The organism is Endothiovibrio diazotrophicus, from assembly GCF_054657215.1.
The window spans coordinates 1-24,241 of sequence record NZ_BAAHXB010000084.1 but is presented as its reverse complement, the minus strand read 5'-3'; the positions used below and the strand labels follow the sequence as shown (position 1 = coordinate 24,241).

Annotated in this window: 25 protein-coding genes; 9 read left to right on the top strand and 16 right to left on the bottom strand. The window is 67.8% G+C overall.

Annotation, left to right across the window (positions count from 1 at the left end):
• Positions 1-313: 313 nt before the first annotated feature.
• The 5 genes from vapB to ACYQ2W_RS18290 all read right to left on the bottom strand — a co-directional run bounded on the left by vapB (position 314) and on the right by ACYQ2W_RS18290 (position 5,646).
• A complete protein-coding gene (vapB, locus tag ACYQ2W_RS18310; protein WP_459870347.1) occupies positions 314-544 on the bottom strand; it encodes a type II toxin-antitoxin system VapB family antitoxin in 231 nt (76 codons plus the stop codon).
• A gap of 237 nt (positions 545-781) precedes the next feature.
• Entirely contained in the window at positions 782-2,146 is a 1,365-nt protein-coding gene (locus ACYQ2W_RS18305) for a deoxyguanosinetriphosphate triphosphohydrolase (protein WP_459870344.1), read from the bottom strand.
• 354 nt (positions 2,147-2,500) lie between these two features.
• Positions 2,501-3,355 (bottom strand): HDOD domain-containing protein, encoded by an 855-nt coding sequence (locus ACYQ2W_RS18300; RefSeq protein WP_459870341.1) that lies wholly within the window; start codon positions 3,353-3,355, stop codon positions 2,501-2,503.
• A gap of 173 nt (positions 3,356-3,528) precedes the next feature.
• Complete coding sequence (locus ACYQ2W_RS18295) at positions 3,529-4,773, bottom strand: malic enzyme-like NAD(P)-binding protein (protein WP_459870339.1); 1,245 nt, start codon at positions 4,771-4,773, stop codon at positions 3,529-3,531.
• Between the two features lie 213 nt (positions 4,774-4,986).
• Positions 4,987-5,646, bottom strand: a complete 660-nt coding sequence (locus tag ACYQ2W_RS18290) for a hypothetical protein (protein WP_459870336.1) — start codon at positions 5,644-5,646, stop codon at positions 4,987-4,989.
• Between the two features lie 182 nt (positions 5,647-5,828).
• Between ACYQ2W_RS18290 and ACYQ2W_RS18285 the strand changes: the two genes are divergently transcribed.
• Together ACYQ2W_RS18285 and ACYQ2W_RS18280 are read left to right on the top strand one after the other, a co-directional pair.
• A complete protein-coding gene (locus tag ACYQ2W_RS18285) occupies positions 5,829-6,443 on the top strand; it encodes a LysE family translocator (protein ID WP_459870333.1) in 615 nt (204 codons plus the stop codon).
• Positions 6,444-6,548: 105 nt separating this feature from the next.
• A complete protein-coding gene (locus tag ACYQ2W_RS18280; protein WP_459870331.1) occupies positions 6,549-7,148 on the top strand; it encodes an NAD(P)H-dependent oxidoreductase in 600 nt (199 codons plus the stop codon).
• Here ACYQ2W_RS18280 and ACYQ2W_RS18275 read toward each other — a convergent pair whose 3' ends face one another.
• The 3 genes from ACYQ2W_RS18275 to ACYQ2W_RS18265 are packed head-to-tail and all read right to left on the bottom strand — an operon-like array spanning position 7,149 to position 10,044.
• Entirely contained in the window at positions 7,149-8,060 is a 912-nt protein-coding gene (locus tag ACYQ2W_RS18275; protein ID WP_459870328.1) for a DUF4824 family protein, read from the bottom strand. It abuts the gene before it with no gap.
• Complete coding sequence (locus ACYQ2W_RS18270; RefSeq protein ID WP_459870325.1) at positions 8,057-9,133, bottom strand: DUF2157 domain-containing protein; 1,077 nt, start codon at positions 9,131-9,133, stop codon at positions 8,057-8,059. Before ACYQ2W_RS18270 ends, ACYQ2W_RS18275 begins: the two co-directional genes overlap by 4 nt.
• Entirely contained in the window at positions 9,133-10,044 is a 912-nt protein-coding gene (locus ACYQ2W_RS18265; protein ID WP_459870322.1) for a LysR family transcriptional regulator, read from the bottom strand. Before ACYQ2W_RS18265 ends, ACYQ2W_RS18270 begins: the two co-directional genes overlap by 1 nt.
• 161 nt (positions 10,045-10,205) lie before the next feature.
• Here ACYQ2W_RS18265 and ACYQ2W_RS18260 point away from each other — a divergent pair, with 161 nt between their 5' ends.
• From ACYQ2W_RS18260 to ACYQ2W_RS18235, 6 genes are all read left to right on the top strand, one after another.
• A complete protein-coding gene (locus ACYQ2W_RS18260) occupies positions 10,206-10,385 on the top strand; it encodes a hypothetical protein (RefSeq protein ID WP_459870320.1) in 180 nt (59 codons plus the stop codon).
• A 14-nt stretch (positions 10,386-10,399) separates the two neighbouring features.
• Positions 10,400-11,680 (top strand): cytochrome-c peroxidase, encoded by a 1,281-nt coding sequence (locus ACYQ2W_RS18255; protein ID WP_459870317.1) that lies wholly within the window; start codon positions 10,400-10,402, stop codon positions 11,678-11,680.
• Positions 11,681-11,790: 110 nt separating this feature from the next.
• Positions 11,791-12,213 carry a putative toxin-antitoxin system toxin component, PIN family gene (locus tag ACYQ2W_RS18250; RefSeq protein ID WP_459870314.1) on the top strand — a complete coding sequence of 141 codons (423 nt, stop codon included), beginning with the start codon at positions 11,791-11,793 and terminating at the stop codon, positions 12,211-12,213.
• Positions 12,210-12,464, top strand: coding sequence for a toxin-antitoxin system HicB family antitoxin (locus ACYQ2W_RS18245; protein WP_459870311.1), 255 nt, complete (start codon positions 12,210-12,212; stop codon positions 12,462-12,464). The genes ACYQ2W_RS18250 and ACYQ2W_RS18245 overlap by 4 nt, the downstream gene beginning before the upstream one ends.
• A 13-nt stretch (positions 12,465-12,477) precedes the next feature.
• A complete protein-coding gene (gene panB, locus ACYQ2W_RS18240; protein ID WP_459870309.1) occupies positions 12,478-13,263 on the top strand; it encodes a 3-methyl-2-oxobutanoate hydroxymethyltransferase in 786 nt (261 codons plus the stop codon).
• Positions 13,260-14,021: a class I SAM-dependent methyltransferase gene (locus ACYQ2W_RS18235; protein WP_459870306.1), complete on the top strand. Its 762-nt coding sequence runs from the start codon at positions 13,260-13,262 to the stop codon at positions 14,019-14,021. Before panB ends, ACYQ2W_RS18235 begins: the two co-directional genes overlap by 4 nt.
• Positions 14,022-14,327: 306 nt before the next feature.
• Here the strand turns inward: ACYQ2W_RS18235 and ACYQ2W_RS18230 are convergent, their stop codons facing one another.
• The 6 genes from ACYQ2W_RS18230 to ACYQ2W_RS18205 form a co-directional block, all read right to left on the bottom strand.
• Positions 14,328-14,861, bottom strand: a complete 534-nt coding sequence (locus tag ACYQ2W_RS18230; RefSeq protein ID WP_459870304.1) for a hypothetical protein — start codon at positions 14,859-14,861, stop codon at positions 14,328-14,330.
• A complete protein-coding gene (locus ACYQ2W_RS18225) occupies positions 14,858-16,660 on the bottom strand; it encodes a hypothetical protein (protein ID WP_459870301.1) in 1,803 nt (600 codons plus the stop codon). Before ACYQ2W_RS18225 ends, ACYQ2W_RS18230 begins: the two co-directional genes overlap by 4 nt.
• Positions 16,661-16,685: 25 nt before the next feature.
• Positions 16,686-18,344, bottom strand: coding sequence for a thiamine pyrophosphate-binding protein (locus ACYQ2W_RS18220; RefSeq protein ID WP_459870298.1), 1,659 nt, complete (start codon positions 18,342-18,344; stop codon positions 16,686-16,688).
• A gap of 12 nt (positions 18,345-18,356) precedes the next feature.
• Complete coding sequence (locus ACYQ2W_RS18215; protein WP_459870295.1) at positions 18,357-18,980, bottom strand: TrmH family RNA methyltransferase; 624 nt, start codon at positions 18,978-18,980, stop codon at positions 18,357-18,359.
• A gap of 247 nt (positions 18,981-19,227) precedes the next feature.
• Positions 19,228-19,884 carry a thiopurine S-methyltransferase gene (locus ACYQ2W_RS18210; protein WP_459870293.1) on the bottom strand — a complete coding sequence of 219 codons (657 nt, stop codon included), beginning with the start codon at positions 19,882-19,884 and terminating at the stop codon, positions 19,228-19,230.
• Positions 19,885-20,017: 133 nt separating this feature from the next.
• Positions 20,018-21,382 carry an NAD-dependent succinate-semialdehyde dehydrogenase gene (locus ACYQ2W_RS18205; protein WP_459870290.1) on the bottom strand — a complete coding sequence of 455 codons (1,365 nt, stop codon included), beginning with the start codon at positions 21,380-21,382 and terminating at the stop codon, positions 20,018-20,020.
• An 87-nt stretch (positions 21,383-21,469) separates the two neighbouring features.
• Here ACYQ2W_RS18205 and ACYQ2W_RS18200 point away from each other — a divergent pair, with 87 nt between their 5' ends.
• Positions 21,470-22,444 carry a complex I NDUFA9 subunit family protein gene (locus ACYQ2W_RS18200; RefSeq protein ID WP_459870287.1) on the top strand — a complete coding sequence of 325 codons (975 nt, stop codon included), beginning with the start codon at positions 21,470-21,472 and terminating at the stop codon, positions 22,442-22,444.
• Between the two features lie 39 nt (positions 22,445-22,483).
• Here the strand turns inward: ACYQ2W_RS18200 and ACYQ2W_RS18195 are convergent, their stop codons facing one another.
• Positions 22,484-23,614 carry a class I SAM-dependent methyltransferase gene (locus tag ACYQ2W_RS18195; RefSeq protein ID WP_459870284.1) on the bottom strand — a complete coding sequence of 377 codons (1,131 nt, stop codon included), beginning with the start codon at positions 23,612-23,614 and terminating at the stop codon, positions 22,484-22,486.
• A 177-nt stretch (positions 23,615-23,791) separates the two neighbouring features.
• Positions 23,792-24,241 (bottom strand): YcgN family cysteine cluster protein (locus ACYQ2W_RS18190; RefSeq protein ID WP_459870281.1); only part of this gene is annotated, 450 nt, incomplete at its 5' end.

The window sequence follows — 24,241 nt, the reverse complement described above, 5'->3', positions numbered from 1 at the left end:
AATTAACGCCGATCCCAAGAATTTCGCAAATGTAGTGCCACTCGAAGAATTTTATAAATGTAATATGCTGTAAATAAAAGAATTTTTATTTATGGTGTTAAATATGGGCTAAGGGCCCGCGAAAGAATAACTTCCCGTTTTGGAACGCCGATCCGCTCCGCCCGGCGGCGTTGCGCAAAGGGTTGCATACGGCAAGTATGCGCCCCTTTGCGCGCCTTGCCGGACGGGCATCTCGACGCCCCAAAACAGGAAGTTATTCTTTCGCGGGCCCTAACCAGGATCAACCCTTCGCTACGGGCGTGACCGGCGATCATCAGCAGCTCTCACGCTCCTGCATCTCCGGCTGGTCGCGTTCGATCATGAAGTCGTCCGAGACGCCGGGGCCGTCAAAGAAACTGTCCCAGCGCGTGCCGGCGGGGGTGATCAGGCGGGCTTGGCCGAGCTTTACCACATCGACCTTGGAGATGCCTTCGGGAAAGGCGACGGCCTTGGGGAGTCGCACCGCCTGACTCTTGTGGTTGGTGAAGATGGAGGCTTGGGTCATTGGGGCTTTCTGTATATACCGATCGTGTATACCAGCATTCCATGTGCCGACGGAGGGAAGTCAACACAGGGCGAGCCGCACCCGCCGCCGCGCACGGATCGGTGCCGCCTTTCCAGTTTCGTTCCGGCTTTGAGCTATTTTCCAACAAACACGGATGACGATCCTCCGACCACTCCGTCGCCAACCCACGGAAGGCGCCGATCGAAGCTGAGCCTCTTTCAGCCCCCCGAAAGATCGTCATCCGCCGGGGAGGGAGATGCCGGTCACCTTCTTGTACAGCGACACCGCATAGGAGTCGGTCATCCCGGAGATGAAGTCGGTGATCCTCAGCAGCCGGGTATAGGGGTCGGCGGCGGGCCGGCCGCCGGGGCCGAGGAACTGGGCGGGGATCAGACGCACCGTCATCCGGCTCTTGGCCGAGGCCGCCGCCCCCTTGTCGGCGATCTCGTCGACCACCTGGACGAAGCGCTCCATCAGCTCGGTGATCACCTGGAAGCCGGCGGTCTCGATCTCCACCACCTCGGGGGCGCAGTAGACCTTCTCCATCGCCACCTCGATCAGCGCCTGCATCTCGCGGGCGAGCGGGATGCCGGCGAGCAGCTCGTCGTCGTAGCGACCCGCCAGCAACGCCTCCTCCTCGTCGAGGAACAGCTCGCGCACCTGGTTGACCGCCTCGTTGATCACCTTGGCGCGGAGGAACTCCACCTTCGCCTTGCGCCCCTCGATCCCCGCCAGCCGGCGCTTGATGTCGGGGGTGTCCTTGAGGAGCGGGCAGAACAGCTCGGTCACCTCGTCGTAGCCCAGGTGGCCGAGGCGGAAGCCGTCCTCGATGTCGATCACCCGATAGCAGATGTCGTCGGCCGCCTCCACCAGGAAGGCCAGCGGGTGGCGGCACCAGTAGGCGTTCATCGGGTTGCGGCGGATCAGTCCCACCTCGTCGGCCACCTCCTCGAACAGACCGTGGTCCTCGGCGAAGAAGCCCTGCTTCTTGGCACCGATGCCGCCGGGGCGGCTGCCGCCGAGCCACGATTCGCGGGGGTACTTGGTGAAGGCGGCGAGCGTCGCGCAGGTGAGCTGGAGGCCGCCGGGATTGTCGGGGCTCTGCAGCCGGGTGAGGATGCGGAAGCCCTGGGCGTTGCCCTCGAAGTGGAGGAAGTCCTCGCGCTCGCTGTAGCGCAGGGCATGGACCCGCGAGCGGCCGTAGGCGGCGGTCTCCGCCCAGTGACGGATGCCGTCCTCGCCGGAGTGGCCGAAGGGGGGGTTGCCGATGTCGTGGGCGAGGCAGGCGGCGGCGCAGATCGCGCCGAAGTCGGAGGCATCCACCTCCTCCAGACGGTGGCGCCGGATCACCGTCTCGCCGGCCAGGGTGCCCAGGGTGCGGCCGACGCAGGAGGCCTCCAGGCTGTGGGTGAGGCGGGTGCGCACGTAGTCGCTCTGGGAGAGGGGGAAGACCTGGGTCTTGTCCTGCATCCGGCGGAAGGCGGAGCTGAAGACGATACGGTCGAAGTCGCGCTGGAAATCGGTGCGGCTACCGCCGGGGCTCGGTGCGGCCGAGGTGCCGAGCCGTTTGCGCGACAGCAGTTGGGACCAGTTCATGGACATGGACGGGGATTATATCCTCATCGTCTGCCGGTAGAGGATCGTAGGGTGGGCAAAGGAGCGATAGCGACGTGCCCATCGAACGAGGGCAGCGTATTTTGCTGTGGCAGTGCCGTTTTGATGGGCACGCTACGCTTTGCCCATCCTACGGCTACGGGAGGATTTCATCCCGAATGATCAGGTGGACAGCCTCCCAGGAGGCTGTCGGACTTAGGATGAATCGGCCGCGGAAGCGGGATAGCGGCCCCACTTTTCCGGAAATCCTCGTCAAATAGCTCGCTATTTTCCTCAAATTTCCGAAAAATTGGGACCACTCTCCCACTCCCGCAGCTCGATCCCCCTAAGTCCGACAGCCTCCTAGCCGAGAAACAACGCCTGGGCACCGCCGATCATGGTGCGCGCTGCCTCCAGGGCGGCGTCGGCGTCGGCGGCGGTGAGGCCGGTAAGCTCCCACGCCTCGGGGTGGATCTGCGGCGCCTCGCCGCGGTCATGGCTGTTGAGCTCCGCCCAGTAGGCGACGGTGTTGGCGATATGCACCACCGCCGCCGCCTCCGGGTGCTGCGGGGCGCGCTCCGGGGCGTGGTGGTACTCGATGCACTCGACGATCAGCGGCGGCAACTGCCAGCGACGGGCCAGCGCCGCCCCCACCTGGCTGTGTTCGAAGCCGAACACCTGGCGCTCCGCCTCCTGGATCTCCGGGTCGCCCGGTCCCTCCATGGCCAGCAGCAGCGCCGACCGGGCCGCCTCCGGCATGCGGTTGAACAGCACCAGGTCGCCGACGTCGTGGAGCATCCCGGCGGTGAACAGCACCTCCGGCTCCACCGCGAGGGCGGTGTGGCTGGCGAGGTGGCGGGCGGCCAGGGCGCAGTAGAGGCTGTGACGCCAGAAGTCCTCCGTCGACACCAGCTCGTTGGGCAGGCCGTCGAAGAGATGACTGGCGGTGGTGGCCAGCAGCAGTTCGCGTACCCGCTCGCGGCCGAGCAGGTCGCAGGCGTGGGGGACGGTGTGGACCGAGCCGGAGAAGCCGTAGAGCGGGCCGTTGGCGACCCGCAGCAGGCGCACGGTGAGCGCCGGGTCCTGGCCGATGGCGTCGGCCAGGTGGGGAATGCCGATCTCCGGGTCGTCCACCAGCTGATTGACCCGCGAGCAGACCTCCGGCAGCGAGACCAGTTCGGCGACATCCTCGACCAGGCCGTTGATGGTGGGAAGCATGGGATCGTAGTCCTTCGCTCCTGGAGAGCCCGTTGCACCGTTCACCGGAGTCACCGCGAAAGTAGTTATCGTACTTTTACCTATACGCCGAAACGGGCGTTTTGGAATTGCGGGGTTTCCCCGATGGTAGTAGGGAATGTGCCTAGCTGCAACGGCCGACCCGCTCGCTCCCCTCAATCCGTCGGATAGTGGATCGGCCACGGTGCCCGCGCCACCCCCGAGGCGATCGCCGCCCGCGCCACCGCCGCCGGCACCCGCCGGCCGAGGCGCGGGTCGAGGGGGGTGGGGAGGATGTAGCCCGGGCCGAAGGCGAGTTCGCGGTCACCGTAGGCGGCGGTCACCTCCGCAGGGACCGGTTCGTGGGCCAGCTGGCGGATGGCGTGGACCGCGGCGATCTTCATCTCGTCGTTGATCGCGGTGGCGCGCACGTCGAGGGCGCCGCGGAAGATGAAGGGGAAGCCGAGCACGTTGTTGGCCTGGTTGGGGTAGTCGGAGCGGCCGGTGGCGAGGATCAGGTCGTCGCGGGTGGCCGACGCCAGCTCGGGGGCGATCTCCGGGTCGGGGTTGGAGAGGGCGAAGACCACCGGGCCGGGGGCCATGGAGCGGAGCATCGCGGCGCTCATCAGATCGGGCCCGGAGACCCCGATGAAGACGTCCGCCCCGTCCAGCGCCTCGCCCAGGGTGCGTCGGTCGGTCTCCACCGCGAACTCCTGCTTGTAGCGGTTGAGTCCGTCGCGACCGGCGTGGATCACCCCTTGGCGATCGACCATCAGCAGCCGGGCGGGGTCCGCGCCGATCAGCTTCAGCAGGCGCATCGCCGCGATCCCTGCCGATCCGGCGCCGAGGCAGACGATGCGCGCCTCGTCCAGCCGCTTGCCCTGGATCTCCAGGGCGTTGAGCAGCCCGGCAGCAATGATCACCGCGGTTCCGTGCTGATCGTCGTGGAACACCGGGATGTCCAGCGCCGCGGAAAGCTCCCGCTCGATCTCGAAGCAGTGGGGGGCGGCGATATCCTCCAGATTGATGCCGCCGAAGGTGGGGGCGATCGCCTTCACCGTCTCGATGAAGCGTTGCGCCGTTTCTGCCTCCACCTCGATGTCGAAGACGTCGATCCCGGCGAAGCGCTTGAACAGCACCCCCTTCCCTTCCATCACCGGCTTGCCGGCCAGCGCCCCGGTGTTGCCGAGGCCGAGCACCGCGGTGCCGTCGGTGATCACCGCCACCAAGTTGCCCTTGGCGGTGTAGCGGTAGGCCGCCTCCGGGTCCGCCTGGATCGCCCGCACCGGCTCCGCCACTCCGGGGGTGTAGGCGAGCGACAGGTCGTACTGGGTGGCGCACGGTTTGGAGGGCTCCACCGAGATCTTTCCGGGGTGGGGCAGGGCGTGATAGTCGAGGGCGGCTTGCTTGAGGTCGGACATGGGACGATCCGCGGATTGGTGGGTGGGCGGGAGAATTCTATACCTTACATGAATGCTTGGAAATTGCCTGGCTCACGTCGAATCCCCCGATCCCTCCGGCGACGATGCTCCACCTCGTGAGCGGCCGCCTCGAAGTATGGCGCGCCACGGTTACCGATCATGTGGGGCGTCGGCGTAGCGGGGCGCTGAACCACTTCCCCGTCGAGCCCCTTGCTACGATGCGAAGGCCAGATATTGGTTGATTTTCTGAGATGACCGCGTGGCGGGTGTCATCTTGTCCGCAATGGTCAGCGCCAGATTCAACTGCTTCAGCGCGTGTGTCTCCTGCTCGTCCAGTGACTGACCCCGGTCGCTCGCCAGGTACTGGTTGATCTGTGCCGAAAGGGTGGGGATCGCCGTGCCGGAATCGGCGGAGCGCGGGTCGTCGAAGTGGTCGATGAGCGATTGCGCGCTCTTCAGGGTGTCGATGAACCCGTCGTCGGGGTTCTCCTCCGTCAATTTATCGACGAATCCGTCGATGAACGTCGAGATATCGCCCAGGGTTCCTTCCGGTTGTGTATCTTCCAGGTCCGCGCCCAGCCGTTTGGCGTCCGCGCCGCTGATCAGCCCGTACTCCTGGAGCCGCTCCACGAATGCAGGACTGATCTGTACGGTGGAGGGGCCGCCGGGAAAGAACTCCTCGTTGAGCAGGCGGATCTTCTGCGCCCGGGTCGACAGCTCGACCTGACTGGAGGCTGCGGTGGCGTCCGTTGTCTCGTTGGTCCCGGTCGTCGTTTCGACCTTCCCCGCGGCCGGCGTCGTATGGTTTCTCGCCGCTGCCGCCGTCGCCGTTTCGGCGAGTCCACCACCGAGCATGGATAGTATGGTGTTCATCGAAAAGCTCCGCCTTCGTTAGGATTTTCACACGGGCGCGTCGGTCCCTTATCCGGGATGAGGCAACATCCGGGCCGACGGATTTCAATCACGGGACGGAGTTGGCAATGGCCGCTCTATGCGCGGCGGTATGCTGGTGCGAATCGCCGGTGGGACGCGGTCAATGCGGTGGAGGGGGATCGATGGGTGAATATGCGCTGGCGGCGTTGATCTTCGGCCTCAGCGCCGGGTTGAAACCGGGGCCGCTGGCGCTGGTGGTCATCCAGCAGAGCCTGGAGCACGGGGCGCGGGCGGGGATGCGGGCGAGTCTGGCGCCGATCTTCACCGACGGGCCGATCATCGCGGCGGTGTTCCTGCTGTTCGGTGCGGTGCGCGACATCACCCCCTTCGCCGCGGCGCTCAGCGGGATCGGCGGCGCCTACCTGCTGTGGATCGCCTGGAAGCTGGTCACCCCACGCGCGGTGCGCGCGGCCACCGCCGGCGAGGCGCCACGCTCGCTCTCCACCGCGATCAAGACCAATCTGCTCAACCCCGCCCCCTACCTCTTCTGGTTCACCGTCGGCGGCAGCTACGTGGTGCTCGGCACCACCGCCCAGTCGGTGCTTTTCGTCACCGTCGCCATCGGCACCCTGGTGCTCACCAAGATGGCCATCGCCTGGAGCGCCGCCCGGCTGCGTCCGACCTTCGACGGTGTCGCCTATCGCTGGACCATGCGGCTGCTGGGTGGCGCGATGGCGCTATTGGGGGTGGCCCTGTGGGTGAAGGGGCTCGGTCTGTTGATCGGCGGTGCGGGATGAGCGGATCGTGATGATGGAGGGGAACTGCCCCGAGGAGCCGTTCAAACTGACGGACGATCAGTAAAGTGCAGTCGAATCGCCATAGCCGACATGACGGAGGAGCCCATGAAGTGTCTGGTCGTGATCACCCACCCGCTACCCGCCAGCCTGTGCCACGCGCTGAGTCGGCGGGTCGTCGCCACCTTGGAGGCACAGGGGCACGAGGTGGCGGTGGAGGAGCTCTACGCGCAGGGCTTCCAACCCGCCCTCGACGCAACGGAGCGGCGCTCCTACTACGACGGCCCCTATCGCGCCGAGGCGGTGACGGACGAGGCGGCCCGGTTGTGCGAGGCCGAGGCGCTGGTGCTGCTCTTCCCCACCTGGTGGTTCGGTTTCCCGGCGACGCTCAAGGGGTGGTTCGACCGGGTGTGGGGCCCCGGTATCGCCTACGACCACGCCGACGACCTCGGCCCGATCCAGCCGCGACTCCACCGGCTGCGCCGGGTGTTGGCGGTCACCACCCTCGGTTCGCCTTGGTGGGTCGACTGGGTGATCCTGCGGCGCCCGGTGCGACGGGTGTTGAAGTGGGCGCTGCTCGCTACCTGTGCGCGCAATGCGCGGCTGCAGTATCTCTCCCTCTACCGCGCGGAGCGGTTGGACGGGGGGCGGGTCGAGCGGTTCGGCGAACGCATCGAGCGGGCGCTGGCCGGTTGGCGAGATGGATAATCAATCGGCGTCGACGGCAGAGGAGGGCGCCGTCGCGGGCGGAGGAGTGCTCACGGTGACCGCGGTGACCCACGGCTCCAGGCGTCGGCCGAAGGCGACCGTGACGGTGAAGGGTACGCGGGCCTTCAGCTTCCGCCGGTAGGGATCGATACGCCGCAGGTCGCTGAAGGGACCCTGCAGGGCGTGGGGGACGTTGATCGTCTCCATCGCCAGGTCGCTGATCGATCCTGCCACCTGTTCGTTGCCCTCCTTGCCGATCACGCTGATGCGCACTTCGCCGCGGACGATGGCGTAGCGTCGGCGGTCGGGATGGGCGGCACGCAGCGCGGCTCGGTCGAGGCCGGCGTCGATGACGAACAGGCGGCTCGCCTCGTCGCGCTCCCGTTGGAGCGCCTGCTCGGCCTTCTTCACCCGCTCGCGGAACTCGGCTGTGTCGTTGCCTCGAAGCAGGGAGCGCTCGTCGGCGAGCCGGCGGGTGGCACGCTCCATCGCCTGGCGGTAGGTCGCGCCATTCAGTTCCAGTACCAGCAACGCCTGCCGCGGGCGCGTGCGGCGGTAGTGACGGCGGTCGGCCTCCTCCTCCAGCGGGCGGGAGAGGTCGAAGCCGAGCTGCTCCAGCTTCGCCCGGTCGAACCACGCCGGACTGCCGCCACCGCCGTAGAAGGAACCGCCATAGGTGTCGATGGCCTCTTCGCGCAGCAGCACCCGCCAGATCGGGTCGAGGGTCACGCCGTTGCCCTCCCCCTCCAGATGGTCGCCGAAGCGGGGGATCAGCTCCCGCTCGCTGAGGGTGAGTCGGCTCTCCGGCTCGCCGCTGCGATTGTCGGCGACACCCAGCAGGGCGACGGCGTTGGCGAGCACCACGAGCAGTGCCCCGGCGAGATAGGCGTGGCGGCGGCGTAGCGCGATCATGGGGCCCCCTCCGCGACGCGGGCGCCGCGCCGCCGCAGCCGCCGCATCACCAGCAGCAGGAGCAGCGCCACCAGCCCGAGCACCAGGAAGAAGAGGTATTTGGGCATGATCTCCCACCACCAGTCGAACAGCTTGGTGTAGAGGAACAGGATGAACAGGGCGCTCGCCGTATTCCCCACCTCCGGCCAGCCGCGACGCAGGCCGAGCCAGACCATGGCGGCGCTGCCGAGGAAGCCGAGCAGCTGATACCCCCCTTCGATCAGCGCCGGCTCGGCCTCCAGATAGCTCCCCGCCCCCCAGTTGCCGAGCAGCAGCACCGGCAGGAAGAAGATCAGCAGGGCGAACACCCGGTAGCTGGCGGCGAAGCCGGCGAAGCGGCGGTGGTCGAGCAGCGAGGGGACGGCGAACAGCGCCAGCGCCGCCGGCAGGAAGTTCTCCGGCCGCTCGCCGAAGTAGATCCAGTAGGCGCCGCCCCAGCTGCCGACGCGGGCGGCGATGAAGGCGGTGAGGCAGAGGATCGCCGCCACCAGCAGCAGCCGCAGGTCGGCGGCGTAGGCGAGCAGCAGGGCCAGCGTCCCCCACACCAGCAGGGCATTGTCGCTGGGGGTGATGTTGAAGATCCGGCCGAGCAGGTAGAGGTCGAGGACGAAGGCGGTGAAGGCGAGCAGTGCCGCCAGCTTGGTGAAGTAGCCGGAGGGGTCGCGGCGATCGATCCAGGCGGTGGCGCCGAGGGTGCCGAGGGCGGCGCCGATCAGGATCGCCACCTGGAGCGGCTCGGGGAAGTGGCCCCAGAAACGTTGGAAGAGGAAGAACAGACTGGCGGCGAGCGCCAGGGCGCCGCACAGCGAGGCGATGCGCATCCCCAGGGAGAGTCGCCGCGCCCCCTCGTCGCGGTCGACGTCGAAGGCGGCGGCGTAGTCGGCGAGGAGCTGCCGGTGGTGCGCCTCCAGCGCCTCCCGTTGGGGCGGGTCGAGCGCCACCACCCCGTCCCGTTCCAGGCGTGCCAGTTCCCGCCGGAAGGCGTGGATCTGGTCGACCCGCCGCTGGGCCTCCTCGCGCGTCTGGATCTCCATCACGCAGCCAGTTCCTCCGCAAGGGCCGGCACCGCCTCGCGCAGGTGACGAATGAAGGCCTGCAGGTGGGGGCTTTCCACGTTCTCCGGCAGCCATTGGGCCTCGTAGTGGACGGTCGCCTCGCCGCCGGCGAGCAGGCGGATGGGATGGGCGGCGCGGTTCTTCGGCGAGAGTTTGGAACGGGGCAGGATGCCGGCGCCGATGCCGAGGCTCGCCCACTCCTCCACCACCCGGTAGCTGAGCGCTTGGCCGGGGTAGCGGCGCAACGTCTCCCCCTCCGTCTTGTAGAGGTCGCCGATGGCGTCGGCGAGGCCGCAGCCGTCGGTGAGGATCAGCGGGTCGCCGCGGTGGCGGGCGAGCAGCTGCGGGCCGGTCGGCGGCGGCGGTGCGAGTCCCTGCTCCCGCGGCAGGTAGTAGAGCGCCTCGTGGTAGAGGGGGCAGCTCTCCCGGCCGATCCGCGCCAGCCGTCGCGGCACCAGCGCCACGTCCACCGAGCCCTGCTCCATGCGCTGGTCCATATCCCCGAGAAAGCACTGCTTGAAGAAGATCTCCACTTCCGGATGGGCGTCGCGGAAGGGCCCCAAGAGTTGCTCCAGGAAGGGGGTCTCGATCAGCGGGGAGAGGCCGATGCGGAGCAGCTTGTGGGCGGGGTTGTGGAACGCCTCGGCCGCCTCGGTCAGCTCCCGATAGGCGTCCAGTACCGCCTCGACCCGCGGCAGCAACTGGCGGCCGAAGGGGGTCAGCTCCACCTTGCGGGTGGTGCGGTGGAAGAGCCGTCCGCCGAGCCGCTCCTCCAACTGGGCGACGGCGTTGGAGAGGGTCGGCTGGGTGACGAAGCACTGTTCGGCCGCCTTGCTGAAGGAGCCCAGTTCGGCCACTGCGGCGACGAAGCGCAGGGGATTGAGATTCATGGCGGGCCTCCTTGCTTTAATTCATAGTCAAAGCCTATAGGTCCCATGGGAAAATGCAATTTCTTTATATTTCATCGAGTTCTTATGCTCCTCTCCAGCGGCCGAAAGGCTCGGCCGAAGCGGACCCCGAGGGGGTCCACGCCACCACAGAGGAGATCGCCATGAGCGCCCAACGCATGCTCTTTTTCACCGTCGCCGCCCTACTCGCCGGGGGCATCTTTCTCAGCGGTTACCAAACTGTCCACTGGCTGCTCTACGTGGTCACCGGGATGCTGGTCTTCGCCGGGACCACCGGCATCTGCCCCGGCCTGATGCTCTACCAGAAGCTCGGCTTCAAGTAGGGGAGGGCGGGGCGATGCGGGAGTACGACTTCCTTCTCTTCGGCCTCGCCATCGCCGCCCTCGGCGCCCTCGCCCTGGGTGCGGTGATGGCCGAATTGGGCCGCAAAAGCGGCGCGACCCGGCCGCTGGTCGCGCTGGGCCTGGGGCTGGGGGTGATCGCCTTCGGTGCCAAACTGGTGCTGATTGCCAGCTTCGACGCCTTCGGCCAGGCCTATCTGGAGCGGATGCTGCCGGACAAGCTGAAACGCCCGGCACCGCCGGTGGAGCCGATGGTGGTACGCCACGACCCGCGGTTGCGGGGCTACGTCTGGGAGGCGCTGCCGCGCCGCGCGCCCGCCCCCGCCGACAATCCCACCACCGCCGCCAAGGTCGCGCTGGGCCGGCGACTCTTCAACGAACGACGCCTCTCCGCCGACGATCGGGTGGCTTGTGTCTCCTGCCACGACCTGCAGGGCAAGGGGGGCGCCGACGGGCGGCCGGTGTCGGTGGGCATCGGCGGGCAGGAGGGCGGGCGCAACGCGCCGACGGTGCTCAATGCCGCCTTCCAGAGCCGCCTCTTCTGGGACGGCCGCGCGGCCTCCCTGGAGGAGCAGGCGCTGGGGCCGCTGACCAACCCGCTGGAGATGGGGATGCCGGATGCCGCCGCGGCGGCGGCCAAGCTGGCGGCGATCCCCGCCTACCGCGACGCCTTCGCAGCAGCCTTCGGCGACCCGGCGATCAATGGCGCGCGCATCGCCCGCGCGATCGCCGCCTACGAGCGCACCCTGATCACCCCCGATACCCCCTACGACCGCTTCGTGCGCGGTGACCGCAGCGCGCTCACCGCGCAGCAGCAGCGCGGCATGGCGCTGTTCGCCCGCCTCGGCTGCGTCGGCTGCCACACCGGTGCCAACTTCAGCGGCGCCTCGCAACTGGGGGGCGACGCCCCGTTCCGCGCCTTCCCCGCCGTGCGCGGCAGCGACTACGAGGGGCGCTACCGCCTCACCGAGGACCCCAATGCCGGGGGCGTCTGGCGCATCCCCTCGCTACGCAACGTCAGCCGCACCGCCCCCTACTTCCACAACGGCGCGGTGCAGGAGCTGCGCGAGGCGATCCGGGTGATGGCGCGGGTGCAGCTCGACCGCCCCTTCGACGACCGTCCCGAGGCGCGCTGGCAGGTGCGCTGGTCGGCCGCCGAGCGGGTCATCGAGGCGCGGCCGGATGCGGTCATCGGCGAGGCCGAGGTGGAGGCGATCGCCGCCTTCTTGAAGGCGCTGGAAGGAAACCCACTCCCACGGGAATCGACCGGTTCGTAGCGGTGTAGGGTGGGTAGCGCGCAGCGAAACCCACCATGACGCCGTCGGGTACCCTCCCGCCGGTGCCGTGAAGTTGCACATCCTGCCGGATTGGTTATATATATGACACCATGATGGTCGTCATCGACACCTCGGTGATCGTCTCGGCGGTACGTTCCCGAAGAGGCGCCAGCTTCGCCCTCGTCTCCGCGATACCCCAGGGCCGTTTTCGCGTCGCCCTGTCGGTTTCGCTCTACCTGGAGTGGCAGGCCGTGCTGTCACGCAAGGAGAACCTTCCTCCCGGGCGAAGCGCCGGGGAGGCCCGGGACTTTCTGCGCTACCTCGCCGCGCTGGCACACCAACAGCCGGTTCATTTTTTATGGCGTCCAACCCTTCGTGATCCGGATGACGACATGCTTCTCGAACTGGCCGTCGCGTCGGGAAGTCGTTTCATCATCACCCATAACGTCCGTGACTTCCGCGAAGCCGGCCGTTTCGGTGTGGAGCCGATCACTCCACGCGATTTTCTGCGACGCCTGAGGAGTTCGATATGACCGCATTGACCATTCGCCTGCCGGAGTCGCTCCACCAGAGCATCAAGGAGTTGGCGCGCCGCGAGGGGATCTCCGTCAACCAGTTCATCGCCAGCGCGGCCGGCGAGAAGATGGCGGCCGTCGCCACCGCCGACTACCTCCGCCGCGAAGCGGAGCAGGGCAACCGCCACGCCTTCGACCACTTCCTCGCCGCGGTACCGGATCGTACCCCGGAGCCCGGCGACGAGTGGGATTCGAACGAAACCCAATAGGAGGACGCACCCCATGAAGATGCAGCCGCAGCAGCTGATGGAGATGAAGGGGGTCAAGCCGATCCCCATGCTCACCGCCTACACCTGCCCGGTGGCCCGCGGCCTGGAGCAGGCGGGGATCCTGGTGATCCTGGTGGGCGACACCGTGGGCATGGTGGAGATGGGCTTCTCCTCCACCCGCGAGGTGACCATCGAGCACATGGCGTACCACATCGGCGCGGTGCGCCGCGGGGCACCCAACACCCACATCATCGGTGACCTCCCCTACCGGACCGACCGCACCCCGGAAGAGGCGCTGACCCACTCCCGGCGGCTGCTCGCGGCCGGCGCCGACAGCGTCAAGCTGGAGGGGCCGAAGCTGGAGGTGATCGCCCATCTGGTGGCCAACGAGGTGCCGGTGGTCGGCCATACCGGGCTCACCCCGCAGACCGCCAAGAACTTCGCCAAGGTGGGGCGCACCGAAGCGGAGGCTGCGCGGGTGCGCGAGGAGGCGCAGGCGATCGCTGCGGCCGGCGCCTTCCTGGTGGTGCTGGAACACATCCCCTACGAACTGGCGGCGATCATCACCGCCGAGCTCCCGGTGCCCACCATCGGCATCGGCGCCGGCCCCGACTGCGACGGGCAGGTGCTGGTGATCAACGACGCCCTCGGCCTGGGCGACTACTGGCCCCCCTTCTCCAAGCAGTACGCCCACCTCAGCCGCTCGATCCTGGAGGTGGCCGAGACCTACTCGCGGGAGGTGAACTCGCGCGAGTTCCCCAACAACATCATCCCCTTCGCCCGTTCGGGCAGCGAGTGAGCGACGTCCAACCGATGCTGTTCCAGATCGTCGTCGTCGGACTGTTGCTGCTGATCGTGCTCCTCCTGGTGGTGCTCCTCTTCCAGGGGCGCCGCCTTCCCGACGGAGGCGGCCGCCGGGTGGAGCCGTTCCGCCAGTTGGAGACCTACCTGTCGCTGCGCGACCGCCTCGACCTGCGCCGCGGGTTGGCTTACGACCACGCCTGGTCGGCGGCCCCCGACTTCCTCAAGCTGATCGTCGATCACGCGCTGGCGGAGCGGCCCGCCACCATCGTCGAGTGTTCCAGCGGGGTGACCACCCTGATGCTCGCCCGCTGCTGTGAGCTGAACGGGACGGGGGCAGTGTGGAGTCTGGAGAACGGGCCGGAGTTTGCCGCGCGGACGCGGGGGGAGCTGGCCCGCTACGGGCTGGAGGGGGTGGCGACGGTGCTCGATGCGCCGCTGCGGCCGTGGTCGCTGGATGGTGACGACTACCGCTGGTATGCGGTGGACCACCTGCCGGAGCGGCCGATCGAAATGCTGGTGATCGACGGGCCACCGGGGTTCCTCCAGCGCCAGTCCCGCTACCCGGCGCTGCCGCTGCTCTTCGAGCGGCTGGCCGACCGCTGCACCGTCTTCCTCGACGACGCCGCCCGCCCCGACGAGCAGGCCCTGGTGGCGCGCTGGCTGGCGCGCTGGCCGGGGGAGATCGAACACCGCTTCATCGACAACGAACGCGGGTGCGCGGTGCTGCGCCTCCATCGCTGCGGTGGCGGCTGACGTTCTTGCGGGTTCTATCGGCGATTGCTTTAACCACGAAGGGCACGAAGAGGGGGAGGGTGGGTTTTCTCCTTGTTTGTCCGGAGTGGGCTTTTCGCTGGCAGTTTCGTTCGACACGGCGCCCGCGGGGCGCCCTATAGGGCGCCCCGCGGGCGCCGTGTCGGGCGAGGGCACCTTGGTTGAATCGCGGAAGGCACTCGTTCATCTCGCCACCGTTTCGAACGAAACAACCTTCCTCCCGGACAAGCCGCGCCGTACCGGCCCCAGCCTGAAAGTCCTCCGTGGCGAACGACCCCTTCCCCGGCCTCAGACCGAGGCGTTGTGGCGGACGTCCCACTCGGCCAAGGCGCGTTCCAGGTCACCCCGCGCGCCGATACGCTCCCAGAAGTCGCGGAACGCGTCCTTGGCGTTCTCCAGCTGAAACTCCATCGTCCGTGGCTTGTCGCGCAGGAAGTGGGCGATGTTGGACTCGACGGTGTCGATGTAGTCGTAGGCCAGCTCCAGCGCGTCTTGTCCCTCCTCCCCTTCCATCAGGATCCCTTCGCGATAGGCCCGCATGATGCCGAAACCCGCGCGGCGGGCGAAGCTGGCGGCCACCGCGTCGCGCTCGCGGCTGAGGTGGACGTAAAGGGCGTCCGTACCGTAGGCATCGTCGAGCCGGCCGAGGAGCCAGGAGAGGCGGTTGTCGGCCTCGATGTGGTCGGCCGGGTAGGCGAGCCGGGCGGTGCCGGTGAGGCGGGCGCGGGATTCGTGGGCGGCGCTGTAGTTGTCGATGTGGCGGCACGCCTCGATGAAGGTGGTGGAGCCGCAGCGGCCGGTGTTGAGGACGAAAATATTCATCGTGGGGCGCTCCGGAGGGCGGCGCGCCAGGCGGCGCGCTCGGCGGGATAGCGGACGATGGCGGCGGTGATCTCCGCCTTGCGTTCGGTGCGCCGTTCCGTCGAGCGGATCAGCCGGTAGGCGCGGGAGTCGGTGCCGAAGTTGTGGTCGATGTTGGCGATGAAGCGGGCGAAGGCGGCGCGCGCCTCGTCGTCCACCGCGGTGCCGTGCCACCAGCGGTCGGGGTCGTCGAAGAGGATGCGTAGCCGCTCCAGCTTGCCGGCGGTGGCACTGTGCTTGTTCAGATACTTTTCGTGCAGCTCCGCCTCCACCTCCTCCACCGTCTCGAAGATGACCGCCTCCGCGGGCGGCTCGCCGGGGAAACCGGCGGCGGTGAGTCGTTCCATGGTGAACAGCATCACGTCGCCGAAGTACTGCCGTTCGAACTCCCCGGAGAGGTCGACTCGCGCACCGGATCGGTCAACCCCCGGGCGGTACTCCGAGTGGCCGATGCGCTCCACGGTGCGGGTGTGGAGCATCGGCAGGTTGGCCGAGAGGAAGCGCTCGCCCAGCTCCGCCTGGACGATCCGCCCGAGCACCGGGCCGGCCATGCGCAGCTTGAGCGGGGCGAAGGGGATGAACCACTCCAGCGCCTCGGGGGTGAAGAGGTAGTTGCCGGTGTAGACGGTGCGCGCCGGCTGCACCGTCTCCTCCAGCGGCGCCGGCTGGTAGTGGCTGCGGCGGGTGGGGTGTTCGCCGTCGAAGAAGCGGTCGAGGCGGGCGGCGAAGTCGGCGAAGGTGGCGGCGTGGTCGTGATCGCCGTCGAGGGGGCAGCGGTAGCGGTAGGCGGTGACCGTTGGACGGTAGCCGAAGAGGTCGGCCATGTCGTGGTAGGCCGCGTCGCTGACCGCCGGGCCGCCGCCGTCGTGGAGCGAGCAGGGGGCGGCGGGATCGCGGGGGGCGAGTTCCGCGAGGAAGCCGGTCACGTCGTCGAGGAAGTTGCCGGCCATCACCGCCGGGGCCACCGGCGGGTCGCCCACCACCTTGCCGGTGAGCAGCTGCGCGCCGCGTTCGCGGAAGATGCGGTCGAGGTGGTGGAAATAGTTGATGGCGTAGGGGCGCCGCTCGCCGTCCGGGGTCTCGACGTTGACGCGGAACTGCTGGTCGCTGTCGATGAAGTGGAAGAGGGTGTCGGGGCCCTCCGCGGCGAGTTCCGCGAGCTTGAGGTAGGTGAGGTTGCGGGTGATCGAGGCGCCCTTGTGCTGGAGTCTTTCCCCGTCGCCGATGATGCCGGTGAGGCCGGCATCGGTGTGGCGTACCACCAGGGAGCGCTGTTCCGCCTGGCTCAGGTAGAGGGTGTCCAGCCCCTCACGGCGGTAGTGCTCGGCGAGGGCGCGGTGGGCGGCGAGGCTCGCCTCCTGGAGGCTGTCATCCACCACCACCGCGGCCACCTTGCGGTAGCGCCCCGCGTGCAGGCCGCCGTAGCGGTAGAGGCGGCAGAGGGTGAGCAGGCTCTCCAGGCAGCTTTCGAGGTGCTCCGGCCGGTCGGCCACCGGGATGACCACGACGAAGCGGTGGCGGCGGTCGTCGCCGGTGGCGGCGATCCACGCCTCCTGCTCGCGGAACAGCTGCTGGTAGAGGGCGAGCCGCCCGTCGTCGAAGTGGTCGCGCCACAGCTCCCGCTCCATCAGGGCGACGGCCCTCCGGTAGCGCTCGATCCACTGCGCCGGGGTGTCGCCGGTGGTGGCGGGGAGGAGGGCCGCGATGTCGGGGTGGTGGCCGAGGGTGGCGACCATTCGCTCCAGGGCATCGGCGTGCATCGTCAATATTCCCTCGAATGGCGCGCTACCGTCTCGACGAGTAGTTGGGGAAGATGTCCTTGTCGATGACGATCTCGATCAGGTTGATCCCCTCATGCAGGTCGAGCCCGGTGAACAGTTCGTCGACCTGTTCGGCGCGCTCCACCCGGCGGTGGGCGATGCCGAAAGACTGCGCGAGCAGCGCGAAGTCGGGGTTGACGAAGTCGCAGTTGATGAAACGCCGCTGGTAGTGCTGGTGCTGGTTCTTGCGGATCAGCCCCATGGAGCCGTTGTTGAACAGCACCACGTTGAGCGGGATGCGGTAGTTGACCGCGGTCATCAGCTCCATCGCGCACATCTGGAAGCCGCCGTCGCCGAGGATGGCGAAGGTCGGGCGCGCCTCGACGAAGCGCGCGCCGATGGCGGCGGGGATGGCGTGGCCGAGCGAGGAGATGCCGGAGTTGGGGTGGTAGCGGTTGCCGCTGGAGACGTTGAGGAAGTTCTGGGCGAAAATGATGTTGTCGTCGAACAGCGTCGCCCCTTCGGGAAAGTGGCGCTCCAGTTCGCGGAAGAAGCGCTCGACCAGCGAGAAGCCCGACTGGAACAGGGTGTAGTCGCTGCCCACCGCCGACTTCGAGCGGTCGATCTCCTCGCTCAGCTGTTGCAGGCGGTCGCCGTTGCGCGCATCGAGCAATGCGAGCAGGCCGCCGAGCACCGCCTTGATGTCCCCCTCGATCGCCACCTCCGCCTCGAACACCTTCTCCAGCTGCTCGAAGTCGTGGTCCACCTGGACGACCCGTTTGCCCGCCAGCAGCTGGCGGTCCCAGACGTAGCTGGTGCGCTCGTTGAACGAGGCGCCGAGGATCAGCAGCAGGTCGGCCTTCTCCAGCAGATAGCGGTAGGCGTGGCCGCTGGAGGTGACGCCGAGGCTGCCGAGCGACAGGGGCGAGCGTTCGTCGATCACCCCCTTCGCCTTCAGGCTGGTGGTCACCGGGATCTTCAGCCGTTCGCTGAGCGCCGCCACCTCCGCCTGGGCGCCGGCGCGGATGCAGCCGTAGCCGGCGACGATCACCGGGCTGCGCGCCTCGGCCAGCCGCTCGGCCAGCGGGCGTACCGCGGCGGCCTCGTGAACGGAGGGGCGGTGGGGCTCGAACTGGATGGCGTCGAGGGCGGAGGCGTCGGCCAGCTCCCGCTGCACGTTGAAGGGGAAGCTGAGCAGCACCGGGCCGGGGTTGGGCGAGCGCAGGATCTTGGCCGCCCGGTTGAGCACCTGGGGCAGGTAGTCGGTGCGCTCGACGATGCGGTTGTAGCGGGTGATGCCCTTGAACAGCGAGAGCTGGTCGATGCTGCCGCCCTCGCCGGAGCTCTCCTGGAGGCCCCCCTTGCCGAAGATGTGGGTGGGGGTCTCGCCGGTGATGATGAGGATCGGCAGGCGGTCGGCGTAGGCGTTGGCGATGCCGGTGACCAGGTTGGTGGCGCCGGGGCCGGCGGTGGTGATGCAGGCGCCGATGCGCCCGGAGGCGCGGGCGTAGCCGCCGGCCATGAAGGCGGCGCCCTGCTCGTGTTTGGCCAGCACCGCCTGCACCGTGGAGTCGTGGAGGGCGTCGTAGACCGGCAGGATGTGGGCGCCCGGAACCCCGAAGAGGGTGTCGATGCCGAGGCGCTCCAGGTAGCGCACCACCAGTTCGCTTACGGGGATCTGCATAGCGTCGTCAGTTCATGGCGGCACGGGGCGCGCGTTCGGCTTGGGGTGAACGGCCGCGGCGCGCCGCGACGAAGGGGGCAATGATACCGAACGGCGGACGTATTCGTACATGACGATGGAGGCGGCGACCGAGACGTTGAGGCTCTGGATCGGGCCGGCGTGGGGGATCGACAGGGTGCGCAGCCCGGGGTAGTCGGCCGGGTCGAAGGAGAGGCCGTGCTCTTCGTGGCCGAAGACGAAGGCGCTTCTTTCCGGCAGTTCCGCGTCGGGTAGCGACTCCGGCGCCTGCGGGTCGAGGGCGAAGAGGGTGTAGCCGCGGGCGGTGAGGGTGTCGTAGGCGGCGCCGAATTCGTCGTGGAGGCGGGTGGGCACCTTGCGGAACGCTCCCTTGGCCGGCGCCGGGTCGAACGGGCCGATGTTCACCAGGTGGATCTCATGGACGCCGAAGGCCTCGCCGCTGCGGAAGATCTTCGGCACGTTGAAGCCCGCCTTCAGGCTGTCGAGGACGATCACCATCGGCAGCGGGCCGGGGGTGGCGGCCACGTTGCGCTGACGCTCGCGCTCGTAGCGCTTCATCCACACCTCACGCCCCAGTGCGTGCTCCGCCTTTCTTTGCGCTCGGGTCTTTTTGATCATGCTGCCGCCGGAAACTTCCGCTTTTCAACGAAGCGCCCTGGAAGGCGCAAAGAAAGTGTTTGGGAGTACGTTGGGTGGGAAGAGCGCAGCGAAACCCACCATGGCGCCCTCTCCGCAACTACCGCAAGCCGAAACGAGGATTGGGGCAGGGTGCCGTAGCGTCGACCGACGTGCGGCTGGCGCGGATACGGTGTCCCGGTGGGTTTCGCTGCGCTCTTCCCACCCTACGGGTCAGTTGGGCTCGGGGTTAGCGAGGCGTCAGGTGGTAGACCACCTCGAGCATGGAGTCGATGCCGAAGCCGCGGTAGCGGGGGTTTTCGTCGATGATCTCCTTTTCGAAGAGTTTCTCGACACGGTAGCGTGCCTCGTAGTGGCCGCGCACCTCCTCCTCGCCGACGCTGAAGGGGGGGCCCTCCTTGCGGCTCTGGTCGTACTCCATGCTCACCAGCAGGATGTGGGAGCGGGCGGGGACGATCCGTTGCAGGTGCTCGGCATAGCGTTCGCGCAGCTGCGGGGGCAGCGCCACCAGGGAGGCGCGGTCGTAGACCGCGCCGACCCCGTGCAGGCGCTCGGCGGTGAGGTGGAAGAAGTCCCCCTGCAGCAGCTCCACGTGGTCGCAGCTGCAGCGCTGGAAGTCGCCATCCTGATGGCAGACCGCATCGAGCCCATGGTCGGTGAAGAACGCTTCCACCGCCAGCTCGCTCACCTCCACCCCGAGCACCGGATGGCCCTGTCCGCGCAGCCACAGCATGTCCCGGCTCTTGCCACAGAGCGGCACGAAGACCCGCGCCTCGGCGGCGCAGTGGATGCGCCCCCAGAACTCCTGCAGGTGGGCGTTCACCTCCGCCTGATGCCAGCCGGTCTGCTCGTCGCGCCAGCGCGCCAACCAGTAGTCGTTGTTCATCGTCGTTCTATCTCACCTTGGGATGTTCGACGCGGAGAACGCAGAGACGCAGAGAACGCGGAGAAGAGAGATCAATGAAAACTCTTCACTGCGTTCTCTGCGTCTCTGCGCCCTCTGCGTTATTCACGAGCCTTCAACGAATCCACACCGTCTTCGCGTTGACGAATTCGCGGATGCCGTGGCGGGAGAGTTCGCGCCCGTAGCCGGAGGCCTTGATCCCGCCGAAGGGGAGGCGCGGGTCGCTCTTCACCAGGCCGTTGACGAAGGCGCAGCCGCACTCCAGTCGCGCGGCGAAGGCCTCGCCCCGTGCGCGGTCTTCACTCCACACGCTGCCGCCGAGGCCGAATGGGATGTCGTTGGCCACCCGCAACGCCTCGGCTTCGTCGGCGACACGGATCACCAGCGCGCAGGGGCCGAACACCTCCTCCTGGTGGACGCGCATCCCCGGGGCCACCCGGTCGAGGATCGACGCGGCGTAGAAACAGCCGTCTCCGCCGATCGGCTCGCAGCCGGTGACCGCCACCGCGCCGTGGGCGAGGGCGTCGTCGATCTGCGCCTGCATCTCCTCGCGCAGGTCGGGACGCGCCATCGGCGCGAGGGTGGTCGATTCGTCCAGCGGATCGCCGGGGCGCAGCGCCTCGGTCGCCGCCTTGAAGCGCTCGACGAATTCGTCGGCCACGCTTTCCACCACGATGAAACGCTTGGCGGCGATGCAGCTCTGGCCGCCGTTGAGGAAGCGCGAGAGCACCGCGGTCTGCGCCGCCGCCTCCAGGTCGGCATCCTCCAGCACCACGAAGGGGTCGGAGCCGCCCAGCTCCAGTACGCTCTTCTTCAGCACCTCGCCGGCGGTCGCCGCCACCTGGCGGCCGGCGGCCTCGGAGCCGGTGAGGGTGACCGCGGCGACCCGTGGGTCGCGGATCACCCCGGCGACCCGCTGTGCCTCGATCATCAGGGTGGTGAACACCCCCTCCGGGGCGCCCGCCTTGCGCCACACCTCCTCGATCGCCTGGGCGCACTGCGGGACGTTGGAGGCGTGCTTGAGCAGCCCGACGTTGCCGGCGCAGAGCGCCGGGGCGGCGAAGCGGAATACCTGCCAGAAGGGGAAGTTCCACGGCATCACCGCGAGCACGGCGCCGAGCGGCTGGTAGGCGACGTAGCTCTTCCCCGCATCCGAGTCGAGCGGCTCCGCGGCGAGGAACGTCTCGGCGTGGTCGGCGTAGTAGTTGCAGCCGAGCGCGGATTTCTCCACCTCGGCCCGCGCCTCGCCGATCAGCTTGCCCATCTCCAGGCTGATCAGCCGCGCCAGCTCCTCCTGGCGCGCGCGCAGCACCTCGCCCGCGCGGCGCACCAGGGCGCAACGTTCGGCGAGCGGGGTGGCCGCCCACGGCGCGCGCGCGGCGGCGGCGGCGGCCAGCGCGTGTTCCAGCTGCGTATCGTCCCACGTGGGGAGTTCAGCCAGTGTCTCGCCGGTGGCCGGATTGATCGATCGGAAGCCCATCGTCGCCCCTCCTCGTGGTGCTCGCTTTTCGCGCAGTGAAAACCTATCCTTGCCGATTCTACCCGTTTGCCTGGACGGACCCCAGCTATGACGCAGCGCAAGATCGAACAGGTCGCCATCCTCGGCGGCAGCGGCTTTGTCGGCCGCGTATTGGCCCGCCGTCTCGCCCTCGGCGGCAAGCGGGTGAAGATTCTCACCCGCCACCCACAGCGCCACCGCGATCTGGCGGTGCTGCCCGATGTCACCCTGGCGGCGGTCGACGTCATCGACGCCAAGGGGTTGACCGAGGCACTGCGCGGGATGGACGCGGCGATCAACCTGGTGGGTATCCTCAACGAGCGGGGGCGCGACGGCAGCGGTTTTCGCAAGGCCCACGTGGAGCTGCCGCGGCGGGTGGTGCGCGGCTGCATCGACGCCGGGGTGCGCCGACTGCTGCACATGAGTGCGCTGGCCGCAGACGAGACCAACGGCACCAGCCACTACCTGCGCACCAAGGGGGAAGGGGAGAGCGTCGCCCACGGGGTGGCGCCCAATGAGGTGGCGGTGACCAGCTTCCGGCCGTCGGTGATCTTCGGGCCGGAGGACAGTTTCTTCAACCGCTTCGCCGCGCTGATGCGGCTGTTGCCCGGTCCCTTCCCGCTGGCGTGCCCCAACGCGCGCTTTGCACCGGTCTATGTCGGCGACGTGGCCGAGGCGTTCGCCCGCGCCCTTGACGATTCGGCCACCTTCGGCAAGCGCTACGAGCTCTGCGGTCCGCAGGAGTACACCCTGTGGGAGCTGATCGACTACACCTCGGACCAACTGGAGCTGTGCCGTCCGGTGCTGCCGCTGCCCGACGTGGCGGCCCGGTTGCAGGCGATGGTGATGGAGTTCGTGCCCGGCAAGCCCTTCTCGCTGGACAACTACGGCTCGCTGCAGACGCCGAGCGTGTGTAAGGAAAATGGTTTGGCGGCGCTGGGCATCGAACCGACCCCGCTGGACGCGGTGGTCCCCCGCTATCTCGCCGGCCGCGGCGAGCGCAACGCCGACAACAGTCGTCGCCGCCGCACCGCGGGGCGGTGATTCATCCATGTCCCGGCAGGCTCCCGGGAGCCTGTCGGCTCAGGATTGGGTTCCCGGGTGCCGAAAGCGCTCTACACACCAGCGTAGCGGTGCGGTGATACGCCAGCTTCGGGACGACAGGATTTCGCGCAAGCTCTCATGCTGCCTTTCGGCCAACCGGCGAAACTTTTCCAGTTCGGACCGGGTGGCTTCCAGATCCCGGTCGCGCGCCGCCAATGCGGAACCCAGTTCGGCCAGCTCTCCTTCCTGCGTTCCGATGCGCTCTTCCAACTCTTTCTCGCGCAGTCGTTGGGCGTCGATGTATCCGTGCAGATCGGTCCATCCCCACTCACCGGCGTGTCGGGTGACGTCGGGGAGCGATGCGAGTTGCTCGGAGATCCCGCTGCCGTTCGGCTCTCCTTCGCGCATCCGCTCCAGGACGACGACGAATTCCGTTCCGCCACGCTCGGTTTCGTAGAAGGAGTGGACCCGGAAGTCGCAGAGACCGAGGTGCATCACCTCTTTCAACAGGTGTGTGAAGGAGAATGGCGTATAGGTTGTGCAGTGGCAGTCGATATAGCTCTCCGGAGACTCGTCCCGGAGGAGCGCTTCCTTGATCCACTCCCGATCGAAGTGGGTCTCCGGATACGTGTCGGGATCGAATTGGAGGTTTTCGAAATTGGCCAGCGGCACCTCCACGTAATTTGAGAAATGATCGTAGATGTCGCCCAGTGAAGGCCGCGTCTGTTTGCTGTGGAAGGCGTCGATCCAACGTCCGGCGCCCGTGAGTTCCCGCTTGCAGTCGAAGATGTAGCGCTGATCGGGAATCGCCAGGGAGAGAAACCCTCCCGGTCGAAGTACCCCGGCGATTTCCCGAAACCAGCCGATCGGATTGGGGACGTGTTCGATCACATGGGACGCAATCACGAAATCGAATCCGTCGCCCAGATCGTCCCCGATGATCTGGCGGAGGGAGTGCCCTTCTTGCAGCGTGTAGTGGACGGTGACGATTTTATCCACATCGACGTTGGGGTCGTTTGCGTATTTGGCGCGTAGCGCATCCGTGGACGTCCAGTCCACATAACGTACGTCGTATTCCCCTTCGGATACCAGTGGATGGCACAGGGCACCGATTTCAAGGCCTCTGCTTCCCGCCGGGAAGGCGCTCAGCAACTTTTCATTGCGGTCCATAGGGCCGATGTTCTCCTGATCCACGCCTGAGAATTGAGGACGCCCAGCATCCAGGCGGATCGCTTGCTGAAAGTAGGAAACTGAAGCCGGATCTTAACACCAAACGGGTGTAGCCCTCGCGGAAGTGCTTTCGCGGTGATCTGCATGCCGGTCGACCACGATTCGGTTCCTCGGCGGTCAGTCGAAATCGATGAGGTATGCCTCCAGTTCGTCGGGGCCGATTTCCTCCTCCGAGAGGGCGGCGGGGCAGACGCTGATGCCCGCGAGGCGGACGGTGAGCGGGTCGCCGGAGACCAGCGGGTGCCAGGGGGCCAGTCCCCGTCCTTCGAAGAGCCGCCGGTAGGCGCAGCTCTCCGGCATCCACGGCACCAGGTCGAGGCGCTCCGGGCCGAGCTGCAGGCACTCCGGGACCGTCTTCAGGCGGTTGGCGTAGTCGGAGCAGCGGCAGCTCTTGCGGTCGAGCAGCCGGCAGGCGACCAGGGTGTAGTGGATCTCCCCCGTGTCGATGTCTTCGAGCTTGTTGAGGCAGCAGCGTCCGCAGCCGTCGCACAACTGCTCCCACTGTTCGCGGGATAGCTGGTCGAGGGGGATCTCTTCCCAAAAGGCCTTGTAGGAGCGGCCCCTAGG